At 40.7% G+C, this 26,214-nt stretch carries 24 protein-coding genes and 1 pseudogene; 12 read left to right on the forward strand and 13 right to left on the reverse strand.

Annotation, left to right across the window (positions count from 1 at the left end):
- Positions 1-983: 16S rRNA (cytosine(967)-C(5))-methyltransferase RsmB (gene rsmB, locus G1O98_RS16205; RefSeq protein ID WP_163929741.1), on the forward strand; the 983-nt coding region annotated here is incomplete at its 5' end.
- A gap of 57 nt (positions 984-1,040) precedes the next feature.
- Complete coding sequence (locus G1O98_RS16210) at positions 1,041-1,463, forward strand: TerB family tellurite resistance protein (RefSeq protein ID WP_012410962.1); 423 nt, start codon at positions 1,041-1,043, stop codon at positions 1,461-1,463.
- Positions 1,464-1,517: 54 nt separating this feature from the next.
- Here G1O98_RS16210 and G1O98_RS16215 read toward each other — a convergent pair whose 3' ends face one another.
- The 3 genes and pseudogenes from G1O98_RS16215 to G1O98_RS41135 form a co-directional block, all read right to left on the reverse strand.
- Positions 1,518-1,745 carry a hypothetical protein gene (locus tag G1O98_RS16215; protein ID WP_114085228.1) on the reverse strand — a complete coding sequence of 76 codons (228 nt, stop codon included), beginning with the start codon at positions 1,743-1,745 and terminating at the stop codon, positions 1,518-1,520.
- A 227-nt stretch (positions 1,746-1,972) separates the two neighbouring features.
- Positions 1,973-4,165 (reverse strand): annotated as a pseudogene (locus G1O98_RS16220) (penicillin-binding protein 1A); the annotation flags it as partial.
- A gap of 44 nt (positions 4,166-4,209) precedes the next feature.
- On the reverse strand, positions 4,210-4,335 hold the full coding sequence (locus G1O98_RS41135; protein WP_345940563.1) for a hypothetical protein: 126 nt from the start codon (positions 4,333-4,335) through the stop codon (positions 4,210-4,212).
- Between the two features lie 269 nt (positions 4,336-4,604).
- Between G1O98_RS41135 and folK the strand changes: the two genes are divergently transcribed.
- From folK to G1O98_RS16240, 4 genes are all read left to right on the forward strand, one after another.
- Positions 4,605-5,120 (forward strand): 2-amino-4-hydroxy-6-hydroxymethyldihydropteridine diphosphokinase, encoded by a 516-nt coding sequence (folK, locus tag G1O98_RS16225; protein ID WP_163929742.1) that lies wholly within the window; start codon positions 4,605-4,607, stop codon positions 5,118-5,120.
- A gap of 69 nt (positions 5,121-5,189) precedes the next feature.
- Positions 5,190-5,738, forward strand: a complete 549-nt coding sequence (locus G1O98_RS16230) for an NUDIX hydrolase (RefSeq protein ID WP_163929743.1) — start codon at positions 5,190-5,192, stop codon at positions 5,736-5,738.
- Between the two features lie 7 nt (positions 5,739-5,745).
- Positions 5,746-6,609, forward strand: a complete 864-nt coding sequence (locus G1O98_RS16235; RefSeq protein WP_163929744.1) for an ADP-ribosylglycohydrolase family protein — start codon at positions 5,746-5,748, stop codon at positions 6,607-6,609.
- A gap of 482 nt (positions 6,610-7,091) precedes the next feature.
- Complete coding sequence (locus tag G1O98_RS16240; protein ID WP_163929745.1) at positions 7,092-7,895, forward strand: prohibitin family protein; 804 nt, start codon at positions 7,092-7,094, stop codon at positions 7,893-7,895.
- A 106-nt stretch (positions 7,896-8,001) separates the two neighbouring features.
- On the opposite strand, the gene G1O98_RS16245 is transcribed toward G1O98_RS16240, so the two are convergent.
- A complete protein-coding gene (locus G1O98_RS16245; protein ID WP_163929746.1) occupies positions 8,002-8,463 on the reverse strand; it encodes a hypothetical protein in 462 nt (153 codons plus the stop codon).
- 376 nt (positions 8,464-8,839) lie between these two features.
- Between G1O98_RS16245 and G1O98_RS16250 the strand changes: the two genes are divergently transcribed.
- Positions 8,840-9,112, forward strand: a complete 273-nt coding sequence (locus G1O98_RS16250; RefSeq protein WP_228057963.1) for a hypothetical protein — start codon at positions 8,840-8,842, stop codon at positions 9,110-9,112.
- Positions 9,113-9,303: 191 nt separating this feature from the next.
- Here the strand turns inward: G1O98_RS16250 and G1O98_RS16255 are convergent, their stop codons facing one another.
- Complete coding sequence (locus G1O98_RS16255; protein ID WP_163929748.1) at positions 9,304-10,062, reverse strand: phosphatase PAP2 family protein; 759 nt, start codon at positions 10,060-10,062, stop codon at positions 9,304-9,306.
- Between the two features lie 37 nt (positions 10,063-10,099).
- Positions 10,100-11,344 carry a hypothetical protein gene (locus G1O98_RS16260; RefSeq protein ID WP_163929749.1) on the reverse strand — a complete coding sequence of 415 codons (1,245 nt, stop codon included), beginning with the start codon at positions 11,342-11,344 and terminating at the stop codon, positions 10,100-10,102.
- 196 nt (positions 11,345-11,540) lie between these two features.
- Here G1O98_RS16260 and G1O98_RS16265 point away from each other — a divergent pair, with 196 nt between their 5' ends.
- Positions 11,541-11,810, forward strand: a complete 270-nt coding sequence (locus G1O98_RS16265; RefSeq protein WP_163929750.1) for a hypothetical protein — start codon at positions 11,541-11,543, stop codon at positions 11,808-11,810.
- 68 nt (positions 11,811-11,878) lie between these two features.
- Here G1O98_RS16265 and G1O98_RS16270 read toward each other — a convergent pair whose 3' ends face one another.
- The 4 genes from G1O98_RS16270 to G1O98_RS16285 all read right to left on the reverse strand — a co-directional run bounded on the left by G1O98_RS16270 (position 11,879) and on the right by G1O98_RS16285 (position 15,081).
- Positions 11,879-12,613 (reverse strand): redoxin family protein, encoded by a 735-nt coding sequence (locus tag G1O98_RS16270; RefSeq protein WP_163929751.1) that lies wholly within the window; start codon positions 12,611-12,613, stop codon positions 11,879-11,881.
- 76 nt (positions 12,614-12,689) lie between these two features.
- The gene (locus tag G1O98_RS16275; protein ID WP_175586704.1) at positions 12,690-13,619 is read right to left on the reverse strand and encodes an alpha/beta hydrolase; all 930 of its coding nucleotides are present in this window, start codon (positions 13,617-13,619) and stop codon (positions 12,690-12,692) included.
- Positions 13,620-13,640: 21 nt separating this feature from the next.
- Positions 13,641-14,462 carry an SDR family oxidoreductase gene (locus G1O98_RS16280; RefSeq protein WP_163929752.1) on the reverse strand — a complete coding sequence of 274 codons (822 nt, stop codon included), beginning with the start codon at positions 14,460-14,462 and terminating at the stop codon, positions 13,641-13,643.
- A gap of 133 nt (positions 14,463-14,595) precedes the next feature.
- Complete coding sequence (locus G1O98_RS16285; protein WP_163929753.1) at positions 14,596-15,081, reverse strand: glutathione peroxidase; 486 nt, start codon at positions 15,079-15,081, stop codon at positions 14,596-14,598.
- A gap of 1,177 nt (positions 15,082-16,258) precedes the next feature.
- On the opposite strand from G1O98_RS16285, the gene G1O98_RS16290 reads away from it, so the two are divergent.
- On the forward strand, positions 16,259-17,821 hold the full coding sequence (locus G1O98_RS16290) for an ammonium transporter (RefSeq protein WP_163929772.1): 1,563 nt from the start codon (positions 16,259-16,261) through the stop codon (positions 17,819-17,821).
- Positions 17,822-18,279: 458 nt separating this feature from the next.
- Positions 18,280-18,735 (forward strand): DUF2141 domain-containing protein, encoded by a 456-nt coding sequence (locus G1O98_RS16295; RefSeq protein ID WP_163929754.1) that lies wholly within the window; start codon positions 18,280-18,282, stop codon positions 18,733-18,735.
- A 2-nt stretch (positions 18,736-18,737) separates the two neighbouring features.
- Here the strand turns inward: G1O98_RS16295 and G1O98_RS16300 are convergent, their stop codons facing one another.
- The 3 genes from G1O98_RS16300 to G1O98_RS16310 all read right to left on the reverse strand — a co-directional run bounded on the left by G1O98_RS16300 (position 18,738) and on the right by G1O98_RS16310 (position 23,902).
- Positions 18,738-19,883 carry a peptidoglycan-binding protein gene (locus G1O98_RS16300; protein ID WP_163929755.1) on the reverse strand — a complete coding sequence of 382 codons (1,146 nt, stop codon included), beginning with the start codon at positions 19,881-19,883 and terminating at the stop codon, positions 18,738-18,740.
- Between the two features lie 133 nt (positions 19,884-20,016).
- On the reverse strand, positions 20,017-21,078 hold the full coding sequence (locus G1O98_RS16305) for an EamA family transporter (protein WP_163929756.1): 1,062 nt from the start codon (positions 21,076-21,078) through the stop codon (positions 20,017-20,019).
- Between the two features lie 1,177 nt (positions 21,079-22,255).
- Positions 22,256-23,902 carry a Ppx/GppA phosphatase family protein gene (locus tag G1O98_RS16310; RefSeq protein WP_163929757.1) on the reverse strand — a complete coding sequence of 549 codons (1,647 nt, stop codon included), beginning with the start codon at positions 23,900-23,902 and terminating at the stop codon, positions 22,256-22,258.
- A 310-nt stretch (positions 23,903-24,212) separates the two neighbouring features.
- Between G1O98_RS16310 and G1O98_RS16315 the strand changes: the two genes are divergently transcribed.
- Both G1O98_RS16315 and G1O98_RS16320 read left to right on the forward strand, forming a co-directional pair.
- Positions 24,213-25,094: a 4-hydroxybenzoate solanesyltransferase gene (locus tag G1O98_RS16315; protein ID WP_163929758.1), complete on the forward strand. Its 882-nt coding sequence runs from the start codon at positions 24,213-24,215 to the stop codon at positions 25,092-25,094.
- A gap of 117 nt (positions 25,095-25,211) precedes the next feature.
- Positions 25,212-25,979 (forward strand): thioredoxin domain-containing protein, encoded by a 768-nt coding sequence (locus G1O98_RS16320; RefSeq protein ID WP_163929759.1) that lies wholly within the window; start codon positions 25,212-25,214, stop codon positions 25,977-25,979.
- The last annotated feature ends 235 nt before the right edge of the window (positions 25,980-26,214 follow it).

The following is a 26,214-nucleotide window of genomic DNA, read 5'->3' on the forward strand; positions in this document are numbered from 1 at the left end:
GTCCCCAGTCCCCAGTTCCCCATTTTGATCCGTTACAACTTCCAGAAAAACCAGTGGAACGCTTGGGTATTTTACACAGTTTTCCTGACTGGATTATTCAAATCTGGTTAGAACAACTGGGTTTGACCGAGACAGAACAACTGTGTGAATGGATGAACCAATCACCAACAATTGATTTACGTATCAACCCACTTTGCACTTCAATCGAAGAAGTTGAGGCGGCTTTGCAATCTGTTGGTCTTTTGGTGAGACGGATTCCTGATTTACCCCAAGCTTTAAGATTCATGGGTAATACTGGATCAATTCAAAAACTACCTGGTTTTAAAGAAGGTTGGTGGACTGTACAAGATGCTAGCGCCCAATTGGTAAGTCATTTGCTCGACCCCCAACCAGGTGAGGTGGTAATTGATGCCTGTGCTGCACCAGGGGGTAAAACAACCCACATTGCTGAGTTAATGGCAGATAGTGGGAAAATTTGGGCTTGCGATCGCACTGCTTCTCGTCTTCGCAAACTTCAAGAAAATTCTCAACGCCTAAATTTACAATCTATCCAAATTTACACTGGCGACAGCCGCCATTCCAAGCAATTTCAAAACACCGCAGACCGCGTATTACTTGATGCTCCATGTTCTGGGTTAGGAACCATGCACCGTCATGCTGATGCTCGTTGGCGACAGACACCAGAATCTGTCCTGGAACTTTCGGTGCTGCAAAAAGAATTGTTAACACATACATCAACTTTTGTCAAAGCTGGTGGTGTACTAGTTTATGCCACCTGTACATTGCATCCAGCAGAAAACGAAGAAGTGATTTCGGCATTTTTAGCTGAGTCTCCTCATTGGCAAATTGAGCCTCCAAGGGGCATTGAGTTGGCTGCTTCTGCATATAGCACCCCTCAAGGTTGGTTTAAAGTCTGGCCCCACCAACAGGACATGGATGGCTTTTTTATGGTTCGCTTAAGAAAAACCAATAATTCCGAGTGAATACTGTTTAGGATTGTACGATTTGATGGTGGCCTGAATCTACCAGAGGAGGCAGCAATGGTTACACCTTCCAATGTCAAAAACTTAGTTAAAATCCTGATTGGAGCAGCCTGGATTGATGGCAGAATCCAGCCAGAAGAACGGCAATATCTCCGCGAAATAGCTCAAGCAAAAGGTTTGGCTAACGATCCAGAAATTAAGCCTTGGCTATACGAATTAGTTCCTGTACAGCCAAAAGAATGCTATGACTGGGTGCGGGAGTATTTAGGCGATCGCCCCAGCCTTGAAGATTGTGAAAATCTGATTGAAGCCATCAGTGGCTTAATTTATAGCGATGGCGAAGTCGCCGTCGAAGAAGCTAGACTCTTGACAGAATTGCAAGATATAGCGAAGCCAAATGATTCAACTCAACCGATTCAGACAAAACTTCTCAAACAAATTCAAAAGCTGTACCGTCGTTGGGTTGACGTACAAACCTAATCATAGTCAAAAGTTCATAGTCTAATGACTAATGACTAATGACTAATGACTAAATTATGACTTCGGTTTCCCCACACCCGGAGTTTCTTCTTTATCAACTTTAGGCACAAAATCAGGACGCTCTTTGCTTTCCCAACCTGCGGGGCGTTTCGAGTTGTACCAAGCTATTGAACCAATGCTTACAGCAGCAATAAAACCAACGACATACACCAAGGTGAAAGCAAAGGGAAAATGACCACCACCTGTTGCAACTGAATCTGCTGCCTGCATCAATATATGCATGAGTATATTCTCCAATGTTAAGTGACACTACTTGACACACTATAGAATGAGCGTATCACTTAACATCCTCCCCTAGTTTAGTTTGAGCAACTTCATATTGCATAAAAAAGGCAGAGGGGCAGGGGGCAGAGGAGAAAGATTCCTTGTTATTTCCCCAATTCCCAATTTCCAATTCCCAATTTTCAATTCCCAATGCCCAATGCCCAATTACCAATTCCCACTCTTCATTAATTAGAAGGTCTAAGTCTTTCGCGCCAGGATGGTTGTGGCGATGAAGAACCAGAACTATTATTGTCGGGAGAGGAAGATCGGCGAGTTCTGGGAGGCGGGGGAGAATCAGATTCTACTCTTCTAGAGCGCCGCCGGGGAGTAGATGATTCTGAAGAAGAGTTACTAGAATTTGATTCTTCGCTGCGATCGCGCCTTCTCCGTCTTGGGGTATAGTTTGACTGCTGTTCTTCTTGAGAATAGCTCCTTCTCCTACGTCTCCTTGATGAACCACTCTCCTCAGAATTTCTAGCACTTTCTCCTTCTGAGTCATCATTAGATGAAATAGAACGATTCAGCACTTGTTTGGGCTTGATGGACTGGGCTTTGATAGTACCTTTGCGACCTTCTAACTTTGGCCGTTTGGGAAACTTTTCGACAGGCATCCCCTCTGCCGCTTTCTCCATAAATTCGTGCCAGGTGTAAGCGGCGCTGCCACTGCTGCCATAAGTGGGGCGGTTATCATCATTACCTAGCCATACCCCTGTCACCATTTGGGGGATGTAGCCAATAAACCACAAATCGCGAGCTTCATCGGAAGTACCTGTCTTGCCAGCAACTGGTCTCTCACCTAATTGGGCAGCAGCACCAGTCCCCTCTTCTACGACGTTACGTAGCATCCAAGTCATGATGGCGGCACTGTCAGCGTCAAGGGCGCGTTTAGATTTGAAATTAGCTGACCAGATTACCTTACCTTGGCGGTTGAGGATGCGGGTAATACCATGAGGTTCTGTGTGCAATCCCTGAGTTGCAAAACTGCCATAAGCACTGGTCAACTCTAGCAGATTGACTTCATTTGAGCCGAGAGCCAAGGAGTAGGTGGGCTTGAGTTCAGATTTTATCCCCATATCATGGGCAAGTTTAATCGTCGGCGTAAATCCGACATCAATCAACACCTTCACCGCAATAATATTAATAGAGCGGGTGAGGGCATCTCGGATATTCATTGAACCCCGAAATCTTTCACTATAGTTTTTCGGTTCGTAGCCATCTACTACAAAGGGTGCATCCTCGTAGCTATCGTAGGGGCTTTTACCGCTAGCGATCGCAGTGGCATATACAAACCCTTTAAATGTCGATCCTGGCTGTCGTTGTGCCTGGGTAACTCGATTAAACTGGTTTTTACCAAAGTCTTTTCCCCCAACCATTGCCTTAATTTCACCGCTTCGGGGGTCAATGGCAACCATTGCTGCTTGTTTAAAGTTCTCCCAGCGTCCTTGATTTCGCAGTGTTTTGGCAACCGCCTCTTCTGCAACTTTCTGCCAAGCCGGATTCAGCGTGGTTTCCACTACTAATCCCTCACTTGCCAGCACCTTAGCAGAAACGTACTTCGGCAATTCTTTTTGGATGTAGCTGGTAAAGTAGGGTGATTCTACTTGTACTCGCTTGGGTAAACTGTTTTTAAGGGTTAGTGGCTCTTGGAGTGCTGCTTGCCTTTGCTCTGGTGTAATCACTCCATCCTCTTGCATCCGTTGCAATACCAGATTTCTTCGCCGGATTGCGGCTTCAGGATTCTTATCTGGGGCATATAAGCTAGGAGCAGGGGCTAATCCTGCGATCGTTGCCATTTCTGCAAGGGTAAGCTGGTCTGGCGATTTACTAAAGTATACCCAGGCGGCATCTGCCACACCATAAGCTCCACCTCCCAAATAAACCAGATTCAGGTAACGCTCTAGAATCTGATCTTTGGTTAATTCATGCTCCATTTTTTGTGCTAGGCGGACTTCCTTGAGTTTGCGCCAGATTGTCTGTTCTTGTTTCAAAAAGAGAATCCGCGTTAACTGTTGGGTGATGGTGCTACCACCTTCTACCACACCTTGCGATCGCAAATTATTCAAACCCGCCCTGACAATCCCTTGCGGGTCAAATCCATTGTGTTGCCTAAATCTTCTATCTTCTGAGGCGATGAAAGCTTTTTTTAAATTATCTGGTATTTGTTCTAGCTTGAGCTGTTCTCTGGTAGCTTCACCTTGTTGTTGTAATATAGTTCCATCAGCAGCTTTGATGGTCAGTGTTTGCTCTCTCAGCACGGCGTTTAACTCGGCTTGATCTGGCAAAGTGCGGTCTATTAGACTGATGCCATAGATCAAGGCAACTATCCCACCACCTACACCCAAGCCTGCCCAAAACCATAATCGACGATAGAGTGGTTTACCGCCAGTTGCCTGATTGGTCTTCATCCTAGATGGTAAAATTTTCATTTGCTCAGTAACTGCCTCGCCTGCGCCATATATGCTGGTGGTAAGCTCTCATTTGTTCCTCCTTGTCCAGAGTCACTCAAATTAGTCGGTCTTCGCTTGAACCAGGAGGTAAGCTTCCCCACGTCAGTTCCTCGCTCAAAGTAGTAGATATCTAACCATCATCAATCAGCTTTGGGGTTATAGCACCACCGTTGTGTTAGTATAATATCCTATAAATAATTAACTAAATTCACCATAAAATAAATGTTTTTTAGATTTGGTTAATTTAGTTTTGTAAAAATGTTGTAATTCTGCTAATTATTCGGAATATCAGGCTGTTGACATTTTCTGGAACAGTGCAGCGGAATATCCGCAAAGATAGCCCAAAAAGAGCTTATTTCAGGAGATTAAGATGTCTGGGTTGGATTACGCCTACACTAAGCCCAGAAGAAGCGCCGTTGCCCTTGGTAGTAATATCGGCAATTCCCAAACAATTTTAGAAGCAGCTACCAAAACTTTAGCCCAAACGCCAGGTATTCTCTTAGAAGCTAAATCCAGGTGGTATCAAACAAAAGCTGTAGGGCCACCACAGCCAGATTATCTAAATGGCTGCGTGACATTGCAGGTAGAGATGCTACCCCAGCAGTTATTAGAAATTTTGTTAGGAATTGAGCAACAATTTGGGCGTGTGCGTCAAGAACGGTGGGGGCCACGAACTCTAGATTTAGATTTGTTATTATTTGATGACTTTATTGTAGATACACCAAATCTACAGATTCCCCACCCACGAATGCGGGATCGGGCCTTTGTGTTAGTACCACTGGCAGAAATTGCCCCCGATTGGATAGAACCAGTATCCGGGTGTGTTATTAAAGAACTGCTGAAAGAGGTAGACTGTTCTGATGTACATTTATCGATGGGCAATTAAAATTACCATCTTTAAAACACAGAAAAGGCTGATATCACCTCTGTACTTAACAGATAATCAGATTTTACTATGCCATTAGGTAGAGAATTACCACAACTGCTAAAACAACGCCTGTTTTATAAAGGACGCAAGTTTGATTTTGAAGTCAATCGCTTGCGTTTGCCTAATAAAGCCGAGGGAGAATGGGAATGTATTCGTCACCCTGGTGGTGCTTTAGCAGTGCCTGTGACACCAGAGGGCAAACTTGTGCTGGTGCGCCAGTATCGTTTTGCGATTCAGGGACGGATATTAGAATTTCCGGCAGGAACTGTGGAAGCAAATGAAGAACCTTTAGAGACAATACAGCGCGAAATCGAAGAAGAAACAGGCTATAGTGCCCAAAAATGGGATAAATTAGGCGAATTTTTCCTAGCGCCTGGTTATTCTGATGAAATTATCTATGCTTTTCTGGCGCGAGATTTGGAAAAGCTAGAGACACCACCAGCACAAGATGGAGACGAGGATATCGAAACTGTGTTTTTGACTCCCGAAGAATTAGAGAAAGCTATTCTGGAAGGAGAGGCGGTAGATGCTAAATCAATTTCTAGCTTTTTTCTGGCGCGTCCGTTTTTAGTTTAATACCCTTATGCTGCTAGAGTTAGCGATGCCTTCGGCGGGCTACGCCTACGCAGATGCCTACGGTGCAGGCTTTGAATATGCTGATGAGATGATCGTTAACAACGATTTGAGTCGATACGTCGAACATCCGCGTTTTCGACTCATTCCTGGCAGCTATACCGATGACACCCAGATGAGCATTGCCATTGCGGAAGTGATTGTTGCTCAAGCACCGTGGACACCAGAAGTTTTAGCCGATAGCTTTGTTAGAGCTTTTAAACGCGATGAGAGAGAAGGTTATTCTCGAAACTTCTACCATTTTCTGCTAGAAATTCAGAATGGAGAAGAATTTTTAACCAAAATTAACCCTGACAGTGACAAAAGCGGGGGTGCAATGCGTGCAGCACCCATTGGCATCTATCCCACACCAGAAAAAGTCATTGAGGCGGCAACAATTCAAGCGGCAATTACCCACAATACAATCGATGGAATCAATGCTGCTGTTGCCGCTGCTTTGATGTCACATTATTTTATCTACCGACTGGGAGCAAAACGCAAATTAGGAGAGTTTCTCCAAGGTTATGTATCTGGGGAATGGGCTAAACCTTGGGAAGGTAAAGTCAAGTCTAAAGGTTGGATGAGTGTCAGAGCCGCGATTACTGCCGTGATGCGAAATGACAGGATGAGCGAACTTTTACAAGATTGTATCGCTTTTACAGGAGATGTGGATACAGTAGCTGCGATCGCCCTGGCTGCTGGTTCTTGTAGCGAAGAAATTACACAAGACATTCCCGCTCATCTTGTCACAGGCTTAGAGAATGGAACTTACGGTAGAGATTACCTCATCGACTTGGATAAGCAGCTGATGAGTTTGGCAAAAAATATCAGCTAAATGTAATACTCGGTTGCAAGCATTGCATCTCCATCCATTTCTGGTAAAGATGCTGTCGCGTATAGCCTTCAAAAACTGTCATTGCTGTTTGCGTTGCTTCCTGTCAAATTTCTTCAATGATTATATTCTCCATCCTTGGGGAAGCACTTGGGCAAGTTTCCTAATTTTTAAGATTGTGAGGCAAACTTACCTTTTCAAATACTACGGTTTTTCGATATCATTACAGTGATTTAGGTAAAAATAAAGCTACATTAGCCTTCACTATCTCCAAATTTGGGTAGTAAAGTACACATTGGTTGCTTACCTATATACCTGTATGTTGAAAACATTAACCTATCATTGAGGAATTTACTACTTATTTTTCACACGTCTAGAGTGATATGAAAATTGACTTAGAGCCAAAGTTATAAGAGCATAACGGCAAGAAGCTTACAACTCCTAAATATGTGTCTCTGTGCCAGACGCATACATGTTTCACACAGATGATAAAAAATAAAACTTTTAACAGTGCAGGTAAACTGACTGCTCTTTTGTTCCTGATAACTCTCTTTCTTACGCCTTGTGTAATTGTAAATGCAGGAGAACGTGGTGTATTGATGAAATTTGGCGAAGTGCAAAACCAGATATTAGGAGAAGGACTTCACTTAATTATTCCTGTAGTCAATACTGTGAAAAAGTTGAGTATTCGAGTCCAAAAACAGGAAATTTCGACTGAAGCTTCTTCCAAGGATTTACAAAATGTTTTCGCCGATGTTGCTCTTAATTGGCATATTATCCCCCAGGAAGCAAATGTGATTTTTCAAGAAATTGGAGATGAACAAGCTGTAGTCATGCGGATTATTAACCCAGCCGTTGAAGAAGTATTAAAAGCAATAATAGCAAAGTATACTGCTGAAGAAATTATTACTAAGCGAGGAGAAGTCAAAGGTACAGTAGATGATGCGTTGTCTACACGGCTAGGTAACTATCATGTTGCAGTTGATGATATTTCTCTAGTTCATGTCCATTTTTCTGAACGATTTGGTGAAGCGGTGGAGGCAAAGCAGATTGCTGAACAAGAAGCAAAACGAGCAGAGTTTATCGCACTCAGAGCAACAAAAGAGGCTGAAGCAAAAGTTAATTTAGCTAAAGGAGAGGCTGAAGCACATAGATTATTACGTGATGGTTTAACTCCAGAAATACTACAAAGGCAAGCAATAGAAAAATGGAATGGTAAGCTACCATTAATCGTAAGTAAGGAGGCTCCAAAACTATTGAATTTAAGTGAATTTTTAAAATTTGATTAAAATTGAATCTTATTGTGTAATTATTTGCTCTCTACGAAAGGAGCAGATACCCGACTTCTTGAAGAAGCCGGGTATCTTTTTTTCTATAGAAACGCAATCGACTAAATTAACCGTTGGCAAATAAAATGGGAGAATCGAGAATCTTCAACTGGATTAATAGTATAATCAAGATGGTATAAGCGGTTGAAGAAATTAGACCCGTGAATAATTCTTTTTTGAGGTTATGCTCTTGAGGTTCTTTTTGAAAAATGTCCTTAGAACCAAATTGCATCAATAGAATTCCCACAATATTAGAGAGCCAATATCCTATAATTGAACAAGGTAGAAGTAATTTTGGGGAAAGTAAACTACATATATACCCAAAACCATAAGCTATCGGCAGATTGAATAGTAGGTCATTCCACCAACATAGTGGTGACAATAAATATCCTAGTACCAGAAAAAATCCACCTCTGAGTTTTTTGAAAATGTCTTTTTTGAACTCTTCTGGAGTCGATTGTTGCAAATCCTCTAGGGCTTTGTCTCCTGTTACATTTAACTCTTGACTGACATTTTGGACGCTTTCCATAAAAACCCACTATTCCTATCGGCTTAGTGTATTATAGTATGTAAACTAAACCCAAGTCTAGTACAGGAGTGAGAACAATTTGGCTTTCTGAGGCTGAAAGTTTTACAGATAAATAGTTTCAGCAGAATAGTAAAAACTAAAATTTCCGTTTAACTCAGATGTAAATTAATTTTTATTGTTGCACATATAGCAGTCCTAAATAATGCATGAGAATTTGAGATAATTGTAAAACCCTTGTCATCTCCCCCATATTTTGGGGGACGACGTTAGCCAGAGGGTGAATTCTCTTACAAATCATTTAGGATTGTTATAGTAAGGACGCAAATTTAGACTAATAATAGCTACAATAAAAATATTGAGGTATCTTAATAGTGGTATGACAGATATAACTCCAAACAGCACATTTTTAATAGCAGGAATTGTTTTTGTAACGATTGCTGTCATCGGGCAGTCTAAATTAGGTTTTATTGAAATTAATCCCGGTTGTTTTGGTAGACTTTTAGCTCTTTTTATCGGTATTTCAAGCCTATTATATGCTTTGGGATTACTCAATTTTTCAGGCGAAACCCTTGACTTATTAAGAACTTCTTTAACACAACAAATTAAACAGAGTTTAAGTTCAATTAATGAGCTTTTACAAGGATCTTAATAGGTCGGTAAAATTTATTGAGGGATGTATCTTAAATACCTTTTAGTGAAAAGTTTGTCTGGAAAAGGTTTAGTTATAATTTAGGCAGTCATTAATCTACTCTAGCTCTTAAAAAGGGGGAAAGCGGAATCACATTCTCCCTTTTTAATGGGTATTTAAGAGGATACAAAAGTCTTTAAACAAACATAATATCACTCCTGATTTATCAACTTTTCTTCTTCAGGCAATAAGGTAGTTTCATTCTTGGGGAGTTCGCTATCTGCGGGTTTGACTTTAGTTATATACGGTTTGATAATTATACTGACACCAATTGTCCAACCTAATGTAACCATCCAACCTGCGAGAATATCACTGGGAAAATGTACCCCCAGATAGAGACGACACCAGGCAATAGCTATTATGTATAAGCTGCCGAAGGTGAGAACCAACCAGCGCCAAGAGCTAGCCCAAGTTAAGGATAGCAAAATTGCTACCAAAGTTATACTTGTCATAGCATGACCACTGGGAAATGCAAAACTAGACTCAGGTGCAATGGACTGCCACAATTGTGGACGCACTCGATGCATTAATTCCTTAGCTGTGCGGTTAATAATGACACTTCCCAGTGAGACGGTGAGCAAATAAGCTAGCGATCGCCAGCGTTTTTTTAGTAGTAATATTAGTGCGATCGCACCCAGAATCGGTATCGCCGTCCAAGGCAATCCAATGATAGCCAGCGTCACTGCTAAAATATCAAGCTGTGGGTTGGCTGTAGAATGAACTGCTAACAGAATAGGCACATCCCACGGGAAGCCTGCTTGATTTTCCCATATCTTCACTGTCAGAATTTCAAAGACCTGCAAAGGTAAATAAACTCCGATCAACAGGAGTAAGAGCGATCGCCAACGAGCAATCAACAGATTTTTGAGAAAAGAAAGCGGTGACTGACTCTCGTTATTGGCTTTTTCCATAATCTAAGTTAAAAATACCGATTAACTACTTCACTGATTACAAATTACTGGTGGAATTTTGAGAAGTTCCACAATGCTTACAGTAGGACAGATGTTTATAAGTAAGATTATGACAGTTTTGGCATTCAATGTACTGATAATAGCCACAGTGCGGACAGTAAGTATCAATCTGTCGAATTTTCTTAGCGCAATTGACACAGCGTGATTTTTGAACTCTACTAGCTGCCTGGACTTTAGTATTAAAGACAACTTTTTGGAAAAACTGAATAATTCCGAAACCAATAATTGGAATCAGCAAAATATAAGCATAATTTATTAGGAAAAGCAACCCACCAAAAAAGGTGCTAATAATATTAAAGAAAAATTGAAATATTGCACCTATTTGCAGAAATTCAAATATTTTGACAATTAGTGGAATAAAAAATATAACTAGCAAATGCCAGCTAATTAACGATACGAGTCCATATCCTCTTCTCTGAGCAAATTTGTGAACTGATAAGGCAATGATAATTAGAGGTAGTAGAAAGAGCGACTGAAAAGCAAGCTGGATACTTGGATACCAAAATGATGCCTGCTGATAACCTTTGTCAACTTCACGAAATTGATTGTCATCTTTAAGAAAGGCGATAAAACTAATGCTTTCTGGTTTGGCAAGCAATTCATTTTTAATAGTAGAAATTTCTTGTCTAAGAAGAGAAATTTGGCGATTATTTTGTTCTAATGTCTGTTTAGCTTTTTCAGCGCTAACTTGATTAATTGATTGTTGACGACTCTGACCTGCAATTTTTTCTAAGAGCGTTGAGTCATATTGGGCTTCAATAGTGCTATTGGCTTGTGCAAGGGAACTGATTTTCGCTTGTTTCTGATCAATAGTTCTGATGATTTGCTGCTTTTCAGGATTGTTAAGTTTATCCTTGTAGCTGGCATATTGCAAACACGTTTGAGAAACCTTACCCAGATGTCCTGCTTCAGCCTGTTGATAGTTTTTCTGAAAACTAAGTTGATTATTCTGGTAATCTGGCAATGAAAGTCTCACAATTTCATAGTCTTTATCTTTATTGGTTTTTGCCCGGTAATTTTGCCACTCTGAATAACATGGATAAGCCTCGGTCGGGCTGATATGCCATCTGCTAATATCATCTAGTCCCGTAAAAACATTCATTAAGATAAAAATATCAATTAAAATAATCACAATCAAACTCACTTTATTCAGTGGTTCGTTGTTGATTGTTCTTGATTTACTAAAAAATTGACTCAAAATTTGGCGGATTCTGGCAAACATATTAGTTGTGAATAAATGGAAATTCAATTCGAGTCAATTCTATATGAGAAGTAGTAATTAACTGGACAAAAATACATCTATTCGTTTGAAGATTTGTTAATTAATGATTTTCATGAAAATATCCAAAATATCACTGAGGCTGTTTAGATAAATATTTTACAAAATATAAGATGGTCAATACTTAATCTTAATAAGTATGGGATTGATTGTGGTACTTCTGATCGTCGGCTTATCACTTGCCTTAATCAAACTGTGGTCATCTCAATCACGGAGCAAGGTTTCTAAGCCATACTTCAGTGACCCGAAAAACAGAAAACTGCAAAAACGTTTACTTGTTTTACTTAACGGTGATGCGACAACAGCCGAACGGCTACTCAAACAGCAGCGCCAGAGGCACCAAGGTCAATCGGATAAATGGTATTTGGAGAAAGTAATTTATGACTTGGAACGCGATCGCCGTTACTAAACCTTAAAACAGAAAAGCAATCTTTGAATTCCTTGTAGGGACGCACATCTGTACGCCCCTATTGAAAACTATTTAGCAGCGAAGTAGGCTTCTAATGCCTCAGAACCACCAATTAATTTACCATCGATAAAGACTTGGGGAACTGTTGTCGCCCCTGTAACAGCTCGTAACGAGCGTGTGGTGACATCCTTACCCAAAGTAATTTCTTCGTAGCTAATGCCATGTTCCTTGAGCATCGCTTTCGCACGGGCACAGAAGGGACAACCCACTTTCGCAAATAGAGAAACTACTTCGGGCTTCACTGCTTGGGGGTTGATGTATCTAAGCATTGTTTCAGCATCAGATACCTTAAAGGGATCTCCTGGCTCGTCTGGCTCAATAAACATTTGGTTAATGACACCATCTCTTACCAGCATCGAGTAGCGCCACGATCGCTTACCAAAACCCAAGTCTGATTTATCTACCAGCATTCCCATGCCTTCAGTAAATTCACCATTACCATCGGGAATTAGTGTAATATTTTCTGCTTCTTGATCCTTTGCCCATTCGTTCATGACGAAGGCATCATTAACAGAAATACAGATAATTTCATCGACACCATTTTCTTTGAAAATCCCAGCCAACTCGTTGTAACCAGGAAGATGAGTGGATGAACAAGTCGGAGTATAAGCACCTGGTAAGGAGAAGACAACCACTGTCTTATCAGCAAACAATTGCTCGGTTGTTACATCCACCCACTGGTTATCCTTACGAGTATGAAAAGTTACATTAGGAACTCTTTGTCCTCGGCGATTCGTTACCATGTTCTTGCTTCCTCAAGTAATCAATTCCAGTCATAACCTAGCATGGGAGAACTAGTATAATGTAACTATCAATCAGCTAAGAGACTTCGTTAATAAATGGTGCGATCGCTGCTACAAATTCAGCAGTGGATTCATAAGGCAAAACATTACGCCCATTTATTTTTATACCTCTACTTTGAGGAAAACAGGCGAGGTAGTTAGCCAAGCGATCGTCTGGCGTTTCTTTTCTATTATTTTGGCTAATACTCGATGCAGTTTCCCCAACAACCGCTAATGTTGGTTGGTGAATTGAGGCCATAAAATTAGTATAATCCTGTCGCCAAAACCCGGCTAAAAAAGAAAACACTGCATGACGACTAGCAGGATTTTCTGCACCTGCAACTAATGTATTTAACCACTCTGCATCTACAGCACTCTCAGAAGCAAATAGTTGACGAGTTGAGAAAGAACGTAAAAATTTAGGAGTGCGTGCATAGCGATAAAAAGGAATCCCAAAAGGAGAATCTAACACATTCCAAAGAAATTTTTGTTGCCATTCTGGTGGTTTCTTTGTCATCAAAGCCCACGTTGGAGGGCCAGCAAGTACAAGCTTGGAAATTAAGTTCGATTCCTTTTGGACTAATGCGACCGCAACTGGTAATAATGCCCCTTGTACAACTACAATGACAGGTTGCCGTACTACTGTTTGTAAAAAGTACTGCAACTGTTCTGCCCAATCACTAGGAGTATAAGCCAGATGAGGCATATCACTCTCACCACATCCTAGTAAATCAGGGTTGTAAATGGTATTACGCTGACCTGAATTATACCATTCATGACAAAATCGCTGCCAAAATTGTCGCGACAATCCAACACCAATAGGATGAATCAACAGTAAGGGAATACCCTCAGATGTTGTGTTAGTTGGTTGATGAACTTCATAGGCGCAACGATAATTCTGCCAAGTGTAAAACTGGCGAGGAGATGCTGTCAAATTAGTTGTATTAGTCACAGCAGAGGGTTGCATAATTCCTAGTTATAATACTTGCTAAAAAATCATCTGTGGATGAATTAACTGGTATCCAGCCTCTTTCAGCTTTTCATTCGATACCCAAGCATTATATGGGCGAGTACTCTTAATAGAAGTATCCCATATAACTTTGGGTAAATTATGTTTTTCAAATAGACTATCTAGCAAGTCTCGGCTGGTAAGATGTGCATCATCTACTAGATTATAAATCCCTTGCAAACGACGATGACGGGCAAATTCTATTGCAGCAACAATATCATCCAGGTGAATCCAATTTGTGATATCCTCGCCGCCGGGACGGTTTGTACCCGAATATCTACTAAATATTTTCAAAAGTTCTCTACCGGGGCCATATATTCCTCCTAAGCGGAAGATACAAACGCGGAGATTTTCGCTAGATGCTGATAATAATATGTCCTCTGTTTTGCGGAGAATTTGGGCATTTAAATTAGCGGGTGCAAGTGGTGTTTCCTCATCTACCCATACACCGTTTCTGTCACCATATACTGCATAACTACCTGTATATATTAATTGTTTCACACTCGGAATTTGCTGCAAGCATGAAACTAAATTTTGGGCAGTTTTTAGATAAGTTTCTTCATAAAAATCTGCACCTTTTGCACCAACACTCAAAAGTACAACATCTTGATTGTGCAAAACTGATTTTAGACTATCTAGGTCATTTCCGCAGGTAACGACAACTCTTTGGGATACTGATTGTAGTGTAGAGACACGATCAGAGGAAGTTGTGGTTGCGGTGACAAAAAAATTCATTGTTTGCTGCCAATATTCAGCAACTTGATAACCAACATAACCACAACCAATAATTGCGACATTCATGACAAATTAAACACAAATAAATTAAACTACTAGTTGAGACACTATTCTCAAATTAAGGAACTGGGCGTAAATAAATTTAACCGTCCAGAGCTAACAGTCAATAGTACAAAAATTTTGACTTAGTGACTAATGACTATTTTGCTAGTTCTTTTTCAATTATGGCAATTATTTCTGGTGAATTGGGTTGCACACTACTATTAAATCTAGCTATCACTTCACCTTGTTTATTAACTAAAAATTTTTCAAAGTTCCAAGCAATAGTTCCTGTTGGCTCAACGGCTTTGGTAAGTCGCTCATAAAGTGGATGCTGCTGTGAGCCTTTTGCATGGACTTTATCGAATAGTTCAAAGGTAACACCATATTTACTTGTGCAGAATTGCACAATTTCTTCATTGCTTCCTGGTTCCTGCGCTCCAAAATCGTTGCAGGGGAACCCCAAAATCTTTAATCCTGCTTCGCCATACTTCTGGTTCAACTTTTCTAACCCGTCATATTGAGAAGTATAACCACAGTAGGAAGCCACATTCACAATTAAGACCACCTTCCCGGTATAGTCGTTTAATTGTTTATCCTCACCGTTGATGGTCTTGACTGCGATATCCGAAATTGTGTTACTCATCTTAAATCTGATTTATAGGGAATATTGCCAAGTCTCCCATATTACAGGTACTCTAAACCCAGTTTGTTGAAGGAAATTAGATTTGTTAATCTTGTTTAGCACTACAATTTTGTTTAACTCACGTGAAATAGGGAGTAGTGTACTTCAATTACTTGAAAAGGGCTATCTGTAGCGATCGCCTATAAGTTTATACTTATAACCAGATTTACTTCTCCTGTAAATAGCTCGACTAATCCGCTATCTCAGAAATATGCGTTATTTTTAATACATTTTTTATTGCAGAGATTAATTATCAATACAACCAGTAATCGCTTTAAAGGAGAATTACTGAATTTTCAACGTAGATACCAAGAAAGTAACGAATAATTAACTTTTAGTATAAAAAATTAACGAAATTAAGTATTTCCCGATATCGAGATCGGAAAATACTTAATCATAAAGGATATAGTTGCTTTATTTGTTGCATCAGAAGCTATTTTGCACAATTTAACTAGAAAATGTATTTTATGATACAGTTTTTTGGTTACAGTCAATAGAGAATCATTCAAATTTATCCATTTAGGAATAAATTCACTGAAGGTAAAACAATAAGTAGTCTCATAATTTCTGTGAAAGGATGTTTATATATTTTCTAATCAGAGTTTTTTGTCCATCCCGAAGCCGATCGCATTGGGATCGATGCTTATAAACACGCCGAATCAGTATGGACTGATGTTTATGCGCTCGAATAAAAAAATAATACTAAGACTTCGGAAATAGGAGCTTTCGAGAGCGAATAGAGCCAAGAATAACGCTTTCAAAAGAAAAATAGTCATTGTACAGTAGTTAAAGTAAATTGTCATAGATTATTTCCGAATATCTACCCTATTTTTATTGATAATTATGATGATATTTTTAGAGAATTTCTATAGTCATGCAAATAATTTTTTGGCAATGTTTAAAGTTTAAGTAAAGGAAACTTGACTTTTTGAGAAAGGACATAATAATTTCTTAAGAAGACTTCCAAAAAAGATTTACAGATGTACCAATAGTTTTCTAAACTCCTACTAAGGTTATTTGATTTTCTGGTTTGGAAACAAATGGTCTAAGGAGAAAATATAAAAAACCAGTGGCTTTTACTTCTTCCGTTAGTTTTTTCCTGTTTTTAAGGATGGTTTAGAGGATAATGCTCAAGTTGATGTACAAACAAAAATCGAAAACAAAAAATAGGCGTTTGTTTGCAAGAAATTACGCTGTAAATTCACAGTCCAACTCAAAAGTCAAGCTATTTAATCAAGCCATTAAGCGGCTCTCTCCCAGTTGGCAAGCCTGCTTACCTATAGCTTGTCTGATTGTTTTGGGTTGGGGTTATGCCGCAGTTGCCCAAGCTCCAGCCGCAGGGCCAACGACAGCAGAACTTAAAGTTGCTCTTGATACCCTGTGGGTTGCGATCGCAGCCTTTTTAGTGTTCTTCATGAATGCTGGTTTTTGTATGTTAGAAACCGGCTTTTGTCGCCAGAAAAACGCTGTCAACGTTCTTTCCAAAAACTTGATTGTATTTGCTTTGTCCAGCGTTGCATTTTGGGTAATCGGTTTTGGCTTAATGTTCGGTGATGGCAATGACTTCATTGGATTGAATGGGTTTTTCTTAGGAGGAGCAGATAACAGTCCCGCCACAGGAGAAGCCTATAAAGGCGTTTTCAGTGCCATTAGTTGGACAGGTGTACCCCTAAGTGCCAAGTTTTTATTCCAGCTAGTGTTTGCTGGGACAGCAGCAACAATCGTTTCTGGTGCAGTAGCCGAACGGATTAAGTTTGTTGACTTCCTAATTTTTAGCCTCTTACTTGTAGGTATTCTCTACCCCATTACCGGACACTGGATTTGGGGAACTGGTTGGCTAGCAGACAGAGGCTTTTGGGATTTTGCCGGTTCTACGGTGGTTCACTCCGTAGGTGGTTGGGCAGCTTTGATGGGAGCAGCATTTCTTGGGCCCCGCCTTGGTAGATATCAAGATAGGCAAGTTGTGGCTATGCCTGGTCACAACATGAGTATTGCCACTTTGGGCTGTCTGATCCTGTGGTTGGGTTGGTTTGGTTTCAACCCAGGTTCTGTGATGGCTGCCGATCCTAGTGCAATCAGTCACATTGCTGTCACCACTAACATGGCTGGTGCTGCTGGTGGAATTGCTGCTACCATTACAGCTTGGTTCTACTTAGGTAAACCAGATCTGTCAATGATTATCAATGGTATTTTGGCTGGCTTGGTTGGTGTTACAGCATCTTGTGCTTACGTAAGTATTCCTGCTTCTTTACTCATTGGCTTGATTGCTGGGATACTGGTAGTTTTCTCTGTAACATTCTTTGATAAACTTGGCATTGATGACCCAGTGGGAGCTACCTCAGTTCACCTAGTTTGTGGTACCTGGGGAACTCTCGCAGTAGGACTATGGTCTGTTGGCCCTGGTGTTTATTCCTGGTATGGCGATACACTTGGCCCAGCAAAAGGTTTATTTGCAGGTGGTGGCTTTGGACAGTTCGGTGTTCAGTTGCTGGGCGTTGTCTCAGTAGGTGGTTTCACTGTTTTACTCAGTAGTATTTTTTGGTTGGCACTGAAAGCTACTTTAGGTATCAGAGTATCCAAAGAAGAGGAATTAGAAGGTTTGGATATCGGTGAACACGGTATGGAAGCCTATAGTGGATTTCTCAAAGAAGGTGATGCAACTGGATTTTCTGAAGAAGAAAGCTCAATTGGGAGACTTTAGGAGAAATATTTATTTCTTTGGTTTAACCTCTGGAATATTCCTAATCCGAGCTACCAACACAGCATTAGTCTAGTAACCTGCTTTGATTTTTGTTCGCGCAGCGTTGCATAGACATACTAGTTAATAGGCAGCATAAAAAAAGGCTGTTCGAGTTGCACGGGGTTTTTTCAAAAATCAAATATGAGTCTTATAGATTAAACTGATTCCGTCAAATTCTGTGTCCAAGCGGGGAAAAGTAAGCGGTTTTATACCTTGTGCTTTTCCCGCTTTCTACCTTATTAAAAAAGGCAGAGGGCAGAAGGGAATGCTGACTCCAGCGTTGAAGCCCGTAACCAAAGGGAACACGGGTCTGAATCCCCGCCCAATTGTTCGTTCTGCCTCCTGCCTTCTTCAATAATTTAGCGATCCTATTTCACGAAATGCCTGATTGAAAACTTATTTTATTCTGTGAAGATTTTATGGCTAGAGAATTGAGAGTTGGTATGCTGCTATTGGCTATTGTGGGAAATCTGGCATGGTCGTTGAGTGCCAAGGCAAATTTTAACGGTAAACTTACCCTAGAAATTGATGGCTTAAAGAATAAAGAAGGACAAGTCTGTACCAGTATATTTGCTAGTAGTGAAGGATTTCCTAGCGATCGCGATCGCGGCTTACAAAAGCAGTGTACCAAGATTACTGACAGTCCCTTATCCATTACCTTTGAGAACTTGAAAGCAGGTAATTATGCCGTTGCTGTCTTCCACGATCAAAATAATGACCGCATTCTCAACAGTAATGTTTTTGGTGTACCAAAAGAAGGCTTTGGATTTTCCAGAAATCCAGAAATTCGCACAGGTGCGCCCAAATTTAGCGAAGCAGCATTTTTAGTGGCAGGCCCAAACACTAATATCCAAATTCAGTTGAAATATTTTTAGGCTTATTCTCGTACATCGTTGTGTGAATTTTCTGGTAAACCTTGTTGTTCCGGTAAGCCACGCATTCGATTCATCTGTGTTAAAGCATATCGTGCTGTTGCTTGTACTTCGGCATCTGGGTCTTCTAATGCATGGCGCAACATCTGACTCATTTGACCCATCATGTCATAAATGCGCGTCAAGTCTCGGATCGCATTTTGCCGTACTTGGGGACTTTCATCTTGCATTGAAATTGCTAAACCCCGGTTCATCGGTTTGAGTGTGCGGATACCAATTTCTGCCAAAGCTGCCAAAATCAAGCTGCTTTCTTGAGAATCAGCATCAATCATTAGGTCAACCATTGGTTGAATTGCCCGCGAATCTCCCTGCTGACCCAAATCCCAAATAGCCTTGCGTCGCTTCGTTGGGTCAGAACTGCGTAAGTCTTGAATTAATTCGTCAACGATATTGAGTTTAGCAAGCCGGGAAGTTTTTTCTGGTAGTAGTAATTGTGTGGATAGCGGCGGCGTAGCTGTTTCTGGACTAGTTACAGTCTCTGGTGGGGGTGGTATCATCGTTTTTTTGTTAGCTTCACTCAAACTTTTAGTATCTGATATTTCGGACTTTTGCACTTGTTTAATCTGACGAAACCACCTCATCAGGTAAATAAGTGCGCCAATACTTCCTAAAACTCCGATGGCAAATATAAACCACCAGATGAAACCTTTCTCAGGTGGCTTGGGTTTTGCAGTCGGTTTGGTGGGAGTTGGATTAGGAAAAGTGACTATTGGAGAAGTGACGGTCTGATTTTTGGCAACTAAAGCTGCTTGCAGCCTCCTCCTAGTTGTTAGACCAGCAAGTCCATCTACTTTTAAACCCTTTGCTTTCTGGAATTTAGCTACAGCGATTTCTGTACTAGCGTTGTACTGTCCATCTATCAAGCCATTGTAGTATCCCAACTGTTTTAATTGGGTTTGTAATCTCTGCACATCTGATTTTTGACTACCATATCTTAATACAGCCGGACTAGCGGTAACTGTCGAACTAGCTTGTGCCAGTTCTAAAATTTCAGGCGCTAGGTTAGGTATGGCTGTACTTGCACGATTTGGGTAAAAACCCACGCAAGAAAAACAGGTAAATATCAGAATTGAGGAACGGCATAGCCTCATATTGAAAGTTTCAGCCTGAACGTGCTTTTGAAGTCTTCGATACCACAATACCTTCTAGATGACAAAATGTTAACTGTCATTGGGCATTGGGTGTTGTCTCTAATCACCCTCACCTATACTTAACGAGTTAGGGTTAAATTTCTGGTTCAGATTTTCTAACTGCTAGGCTTACAGGGTTCAATTTTTTAGCAGATGAATCTAAAACTGGTTGCTTTATATTAGCTATTTCGCCGACAGTAAGTGTGTCGTTTTGCGCTCCTAAAGCATCACGTTGGTTAATGAGATAGATGCTAATTAAAGTGAGGAAAACACCTACCCACTGCACCGGACTGAGGACTTCTGAGAGAAAGAGATTGCCGAATAATAGGGCAAAGACGGGTGTAAGGAAGGTAAGAGAACTAAGACTAGTAAGACTGCCACTAGAGGCAAAGTAGAAGAATAACCCGTAGGCGATCGCACTGCCAAAAACAGTAGCATAACTCAAAGCCACTAAATCAGATCCTCCCAGATTTTCCCACTGCTGAGATTCGACAACTGACGAAATCCCCCATAGTGGTAATCCCCCCAAAATCATGTGCCATCCCGTAGCGGTTACTGGGTCAGCATACCGACAAACAAACCGAATCAACACTGTTCCCACAGCCATTGATAAGGCTGCCAATAGCATCAACCACTCACCGCTAGCAAACAAGTCTTGCCAGTTGCCAATTGTGATATTTGCGCCTGAGTCGAGAATATGTAAAATCCACTCATCAGGTAAGCCAATTAAACTAATGCCTGTGACTCCCAAACCTAACCCTAGCCATCCCCAAAAACCAATGTGTTCTTGGAATAGCCACAACGATAGCAATGCTACTGCCAAGGGTTGCGAGTCAATCATTACAGACCCTAACCCTGCGCTGGTTCTGACTAATCCTTCAGCCAAAAAGCCTTGAAATAAAGTCCCATCTATGAGGGCAAATAAGGCAATCCACAGCCATGCAGCCCAACCCTTGGGCTGGGGTTTACCCATGAATGCTGCTGCAATCAGAATTAACATCCCTGCTGGTATCAGGCGCACTCCCGCCATGAATAGCGGTGTGGTGTGGGGTATCACTCCTTTCATGGCTACCATTGCCGTCCCCCATAGGAAAAAGGGCGCAATTAACAAAAGAGGGGCGAAGGGAAGTCGAGATGCACTGAGTTTCAGTTGCATGGATTTGCTGATGCCTTTGTTTAACAAGCACAAAAATTGCTTTACCCAATTTTACCGAATTATGTAGTTTTGCGATCGCTTCTGGCGGGTGCTTTACAACATCGTGTAGCGTCTCAATGATCAGGGAAGAATACTCAGGTGTAGCTTAGGTTACAGGTGGTTGAATATGTTTTTAATTAGACAGATAGCTTGAAAAAGCTTGATCAGTTAACAAACACAAATGCTTAAAATCAAGCAGATAGCACTGTTTGTATGTATAATATGGTTATATTCTTGATTCCAATGATGGGCTCAAAAAAGTAGCAATTCGCTTGAAATTTTAAATTCAGCCAGAGAATAATCGGAAGTTAATATATTGCTCTGAAGTTTTTTACTGTAAACAAATCGGTTCATTTAGGCTTGAGATAAATTAAGATATACTCCAATCTTCTAAATGTAAATTAGGCAATTTTTCAAAAAGTTCAGTATTTTCCTTTTTTTATATCTGTGTCGCGCCCTCAGATGAGCAAAGGACTTGCTTCTCTACACCTGAAGCGGTTTAATGCAGAAAAACATGCAGTCTCAACTGCTTTCTTGAGATTTTCTATTATAGAAAGATACCTAAGTTTTCCCGGCTTAGGTATCTAATAGCAACATAACCTATTAAATAGATTGTTGACTATATTCTAATTACTAATTTTAATTTTTAAATGCTTCTTAGGACACTTTATAAATTGCTCCTTAAGTAGGATGCCAAAATCAGAGATGAAGTTTACTTTAATTCTGAAACCATCTTTATCAAAATAGAATTCAGGAGTCAGGAGTCAGGAGTCAGAATTATGAATAAATTCTGACCGAAAAAAGGGATGGCGTATCGTAAAGCCTGCAAATGAGCAAGCTACACGGGGCATCTCGTAGAGAGTATCTTGATTCTGACTGCTGAATTCTTCTTTAACTGCAAAATCTTGTTTTGTAACAGGTGCGTTACACTGCGTTAACGCACCCTACTGGAGCGGCAAGGCTAAAATGTTGCAAAAAAATTGTAGGTTGGGGAGCCAATGCGTTGCGCGGGTTTCCCGCGTTGTAGCAAGTGGCGTTGGAGGCTTTGCCAAAGCCAACATTTTTATATATGTTGGGTTGCGCTCTACTTCACCTTTAGTCTTGCCACGCTACTACTTTCTAAAACAATTTAACAACCTTAAATTTTTCTAAAAGGTTTTTCTAAACTTGCTACTAATTTAACTCCAAATTCTTCCTCAAACACTCCTTTTTTATAATCTAAACTCCAAAGTTCTAAAGCACAGTCATCATCAGCTTGAGATGGAAAAATTAGCAGGTTTACCTGTCGAAGTTGTTGATAATACTCACATTGCACTTGAGATATCGCACCAATTTGTCGTCTATCTAGTGCCACCGCTAATCTTAGGATTGCACTTAATTGACTAACCATTTGGCACTGCTCTTTAGTCAGCAGACTCTGGTAAATTTCATGTTTTTTCTTGGGCGGCGATTTGCGATGATAACGTGCTAAGTTGGCTATGATTTCAATCTCAGTTTCTGTATAACCAAGTAATTCACCATTGCGAATTAGATAATAAGAGTGCTTGTGGTGAGACGAATGACTGACATAATGACCGCAATTGTGTAATATTGCAGCTGCCCATAGCAGTTGTCGCTCGTCAGATCCCCAGTGATGTAACGTACCTTGAGTTTGATCAAATAAACTCTTGGCAAATTTGGCGACGCGATCGCTATACTCTAAGTTAACGTGGTATTTATTAGCGATTTTTAAAACATTCCGTTCCCGAACTGAACTTTGGTAACGCAGCTTATCTTCAATTAAACCGTGGCTTAACATCCAGTCTACAATTACACCTTCCCTTAAAGAGCGTTCGCAAACAGTGATCGATTCACTGCCTAAAAGGGTCATCGCTTCCTGTAATATTACTGCGCCAGCCAGTATAACTTCAGACCGTTTATCTGGCATACCAGGAATCGCAGCCTTTTCGGAATTACTCAGTTTCCGCAAGCGATTTACCAATTCTCGCAAGTCTTTAAGACTAAACTGGTAGCCATTAAGAGTAGAAGGAATAACACCCGATTTTTCTCGTGCATGAATCATCGCCAGAGTTTCAATCGTGCCAGATGTACCCACTAAACGGGGAGATTCTCCAGGTTGGAAATTTGCTAATACCTCATCCACGGAACGTTCTAACATACCGCGTGTATAGGATTGCAGATACAGAAACTCCGCGTTGCTGATGGGATCGGTAGTGATTAACTCGCTAGTGAGTCGCACTGCACCGACTTTGGTACTGGTGAGAGTCCGCGCTTGGTGACTATCGCCCAAAACTATTTCTGTGGAACCACCGCCAATATCAATAATAGTATGGGGTTGGTTGTGAAATTCCATCCCCGACAGCACGCCAAGGTAGATTCGTCGCGCTTCTTCTTGACCAGAAATTAAGTCAACGCTTAAACCCAATTCCGTTTCTACCCTGTACAAAAAATCTTTACCATTGGGGGCTTCGCGCACGGCACTAGTCGCCACAGCAATGATTGTTTCAGCATTGATGGTTTTGGCAACTTCTTGAAAGCGTCCTAAAGCAGCGATCGCCTTTTTAATGATCTCTGGTTTGAGTTCTCCAGTGGTAAGATTGCGATCGCCAAGTCTTACAGTTTCTTTTTCTCTGGCGATAATGCTAAAGGCTGGTAGCGTCGGGTCAATTTTGACTACTACCATGTGTAGAGAATTTGTTCCCAGGTCAATGGCAGCAATAATCCGATGTTGCTTAGGTGGTTGAGTTGCAGAACTCTCCCAGCTAGCCGAAACTAAATTCTGCATCTAGTTTTCTCTCTTTATAAGAAATGATGGCAAACGGTGGTATGTCGGGGTAGCTGGCACTGATATTAATTGCAATGTACTTACTCAAACTGAGTGCTGAGTAAATTAAAAAATACTCAGCAATCGCAACTCAGTTTCGTCAAGGGCAACTGAGCTAAGTATATTCACCCTAATGCGTCTAACGCTAGCGACTATTAAAAGATATTTAAAGTTGCCACTTTGGGTGATGTTTTTACAAATAACAAATAACGTTATTCTATAGATGTAAAGATGTGTGAATTCATCTATCTAAAGTTATTTGTTGATTTCTATGTTAACGATGCCAGAACGCCCCCAGTTACCAGTTTGGCTTGTAATTATCCGGCTTTTACGCTGGCATAAACCAGAAGGACGGTTAATTTTAATGATTCCGGCTCTTTGGGCAGTGTTTTTAGCAGCTTCTGGGAAACCGCCTTTACCTCTGGTTGGTGTAATTATATTGGGTACTCTGGCCACGAGTGCGGCGGGATGTGTTGTCAATGATTTATGGGATCGGGATATCGATCCAGAAGTGGAGAGAACACGCGATCGCCCCCTCGCTTCTCGCGCTTTGTCTGTGAAAGTTGGGATTGTAGTTGCGATCGTATCACTAGCATGTGCAGCTATCCTGGCCCTTTACCTTAACCCCCTAAGTTTCTGGTTATGTGTGGCAGCAGTGCCCGTAATTGTCCTTTATCCAGGCGCAAAGCGAGTGTTTCCTGTACCGCAACTGGTACTTTCCATCGCTTGGGGTTTTGGGGTGTTGATTAGCTGGAGTGCAGTTACTCAAACCATCACTCAACCAACTTGGTTACTTTGGGGCGCGACTGTACTGTGGACATTGGGATTTGATACAGTTTATGCCATGAGCGACAAGGAAGACGATCGCCGCATTGGTGTTAATTCAAGCGCCCTATTTTTTGGGAATTATGCCCCTGTAGCTATTGGAATTTTCTTTGCTGGCACAATCTTGTTATTGGCTTGGTTAGGTTTACTCATAAATCTGCACTTAGCCTTCTGGATTAGCCTTGCAGTTGCTACTATGGGATGGGTTTGGCAATCTCTGCGATTAAGACAGCGAGATTTACCTAATTCTGTTTATGGTAAGATGTTCCGGCAAAACGTGTGGATTGGTTTTATTTTACTTGTTGGGATGATCGCTGGATCTTTTTAATCAGTAAAAAGGGAATTTTCATAACTTTGATGATGGGATTTTTCCTTGAAGCGTACTTTGAAGTCGAAGCAACTGCGCGTCTATAAAGTTAGACAAAAAATATTTATGAGTTTTTCTATGAGTAAATTCTTTGATTCGTTTAGCCCATTCATTCAGTATATGCGTACTTGGGCAGCAATAAGTCTGCTCTGTTTAGTTATCACCTGGTCATTTCCTGCACAAGCTGCTAGCCGGATTGATCCGCAATTAGAACAGCAAGTCTTACAAATTATCCGCGAACATCCAGAGGCAATTATTGAATCTGTTCAAGTTTATCAGCAGCAGCAACAACAGAAACTCAAGCAAGCACAGCAAGCATTTTTACAAGATTTAAAGACCAATCCTCAAACAGTGATTGGTGAGTCTCCCACCACAGGTTCAACTCAATCAAAAACTGTGCTAATAGAATTTTCCGATTTTCAATGTCCCTACTGTGCCGAGGCGCATAAAACATTGAAACAATTGTTAGCAAAATATCCCGATAAAGTAAAATTAGTTTATAAGAATTTACCACTAATTTCAATTCATGCTGAAGCATTACCATCGGCAGCAGCAGCTTGGGCAGCATATCAACAGGGCAAATTTTGGGAATATCATGATGCGCTATTTACTAATCAAAAGCAACTAGGTAAAGCGTTATATTTAGATATTGCTAAAAAACTGAATCTAGATTTAAGTAAATTTAAACGCGATCTTACTCTTGCTACTCCTGCAATTACAAAAGATATCCAATTAGCAGAGAAGTTGGGTGTTTCCGGCACACCTTTCTTTGTCATTAATAGTCCAACTTTTTCAGGAGTTGTACAGCTAGCGGATATCGAAAATATATTGACTGGTGCTAAGTAAATTACTGTGTTGAAAATAACCTCTGACTGTTTAAATAAGTAGGTGTAAATAAATTCAAGTTTGTAGTAATGACTTTAGTCCTGATAAACCTTTCCATGAGCGATTCATTGCTTACTACAAACTAGGATTTTATTATATTTTTAATTATGCCTAGCTACATTTTTTTATAATGATGCTTGATAACTAGCAATAAGCTTGATCAAGATATAAAGCTCATATTTGATTATTGAAAAAA

The organism is Nostoc sp. UIC 10630, assembly GCF_010747425.1.
In the GTDB taxonomy this organism is placed as follows: Bacteria; Cyanobacteriota; Cyanobacteriia; order Cyanobacteriales; family Nostocaceae; genus Nostoc.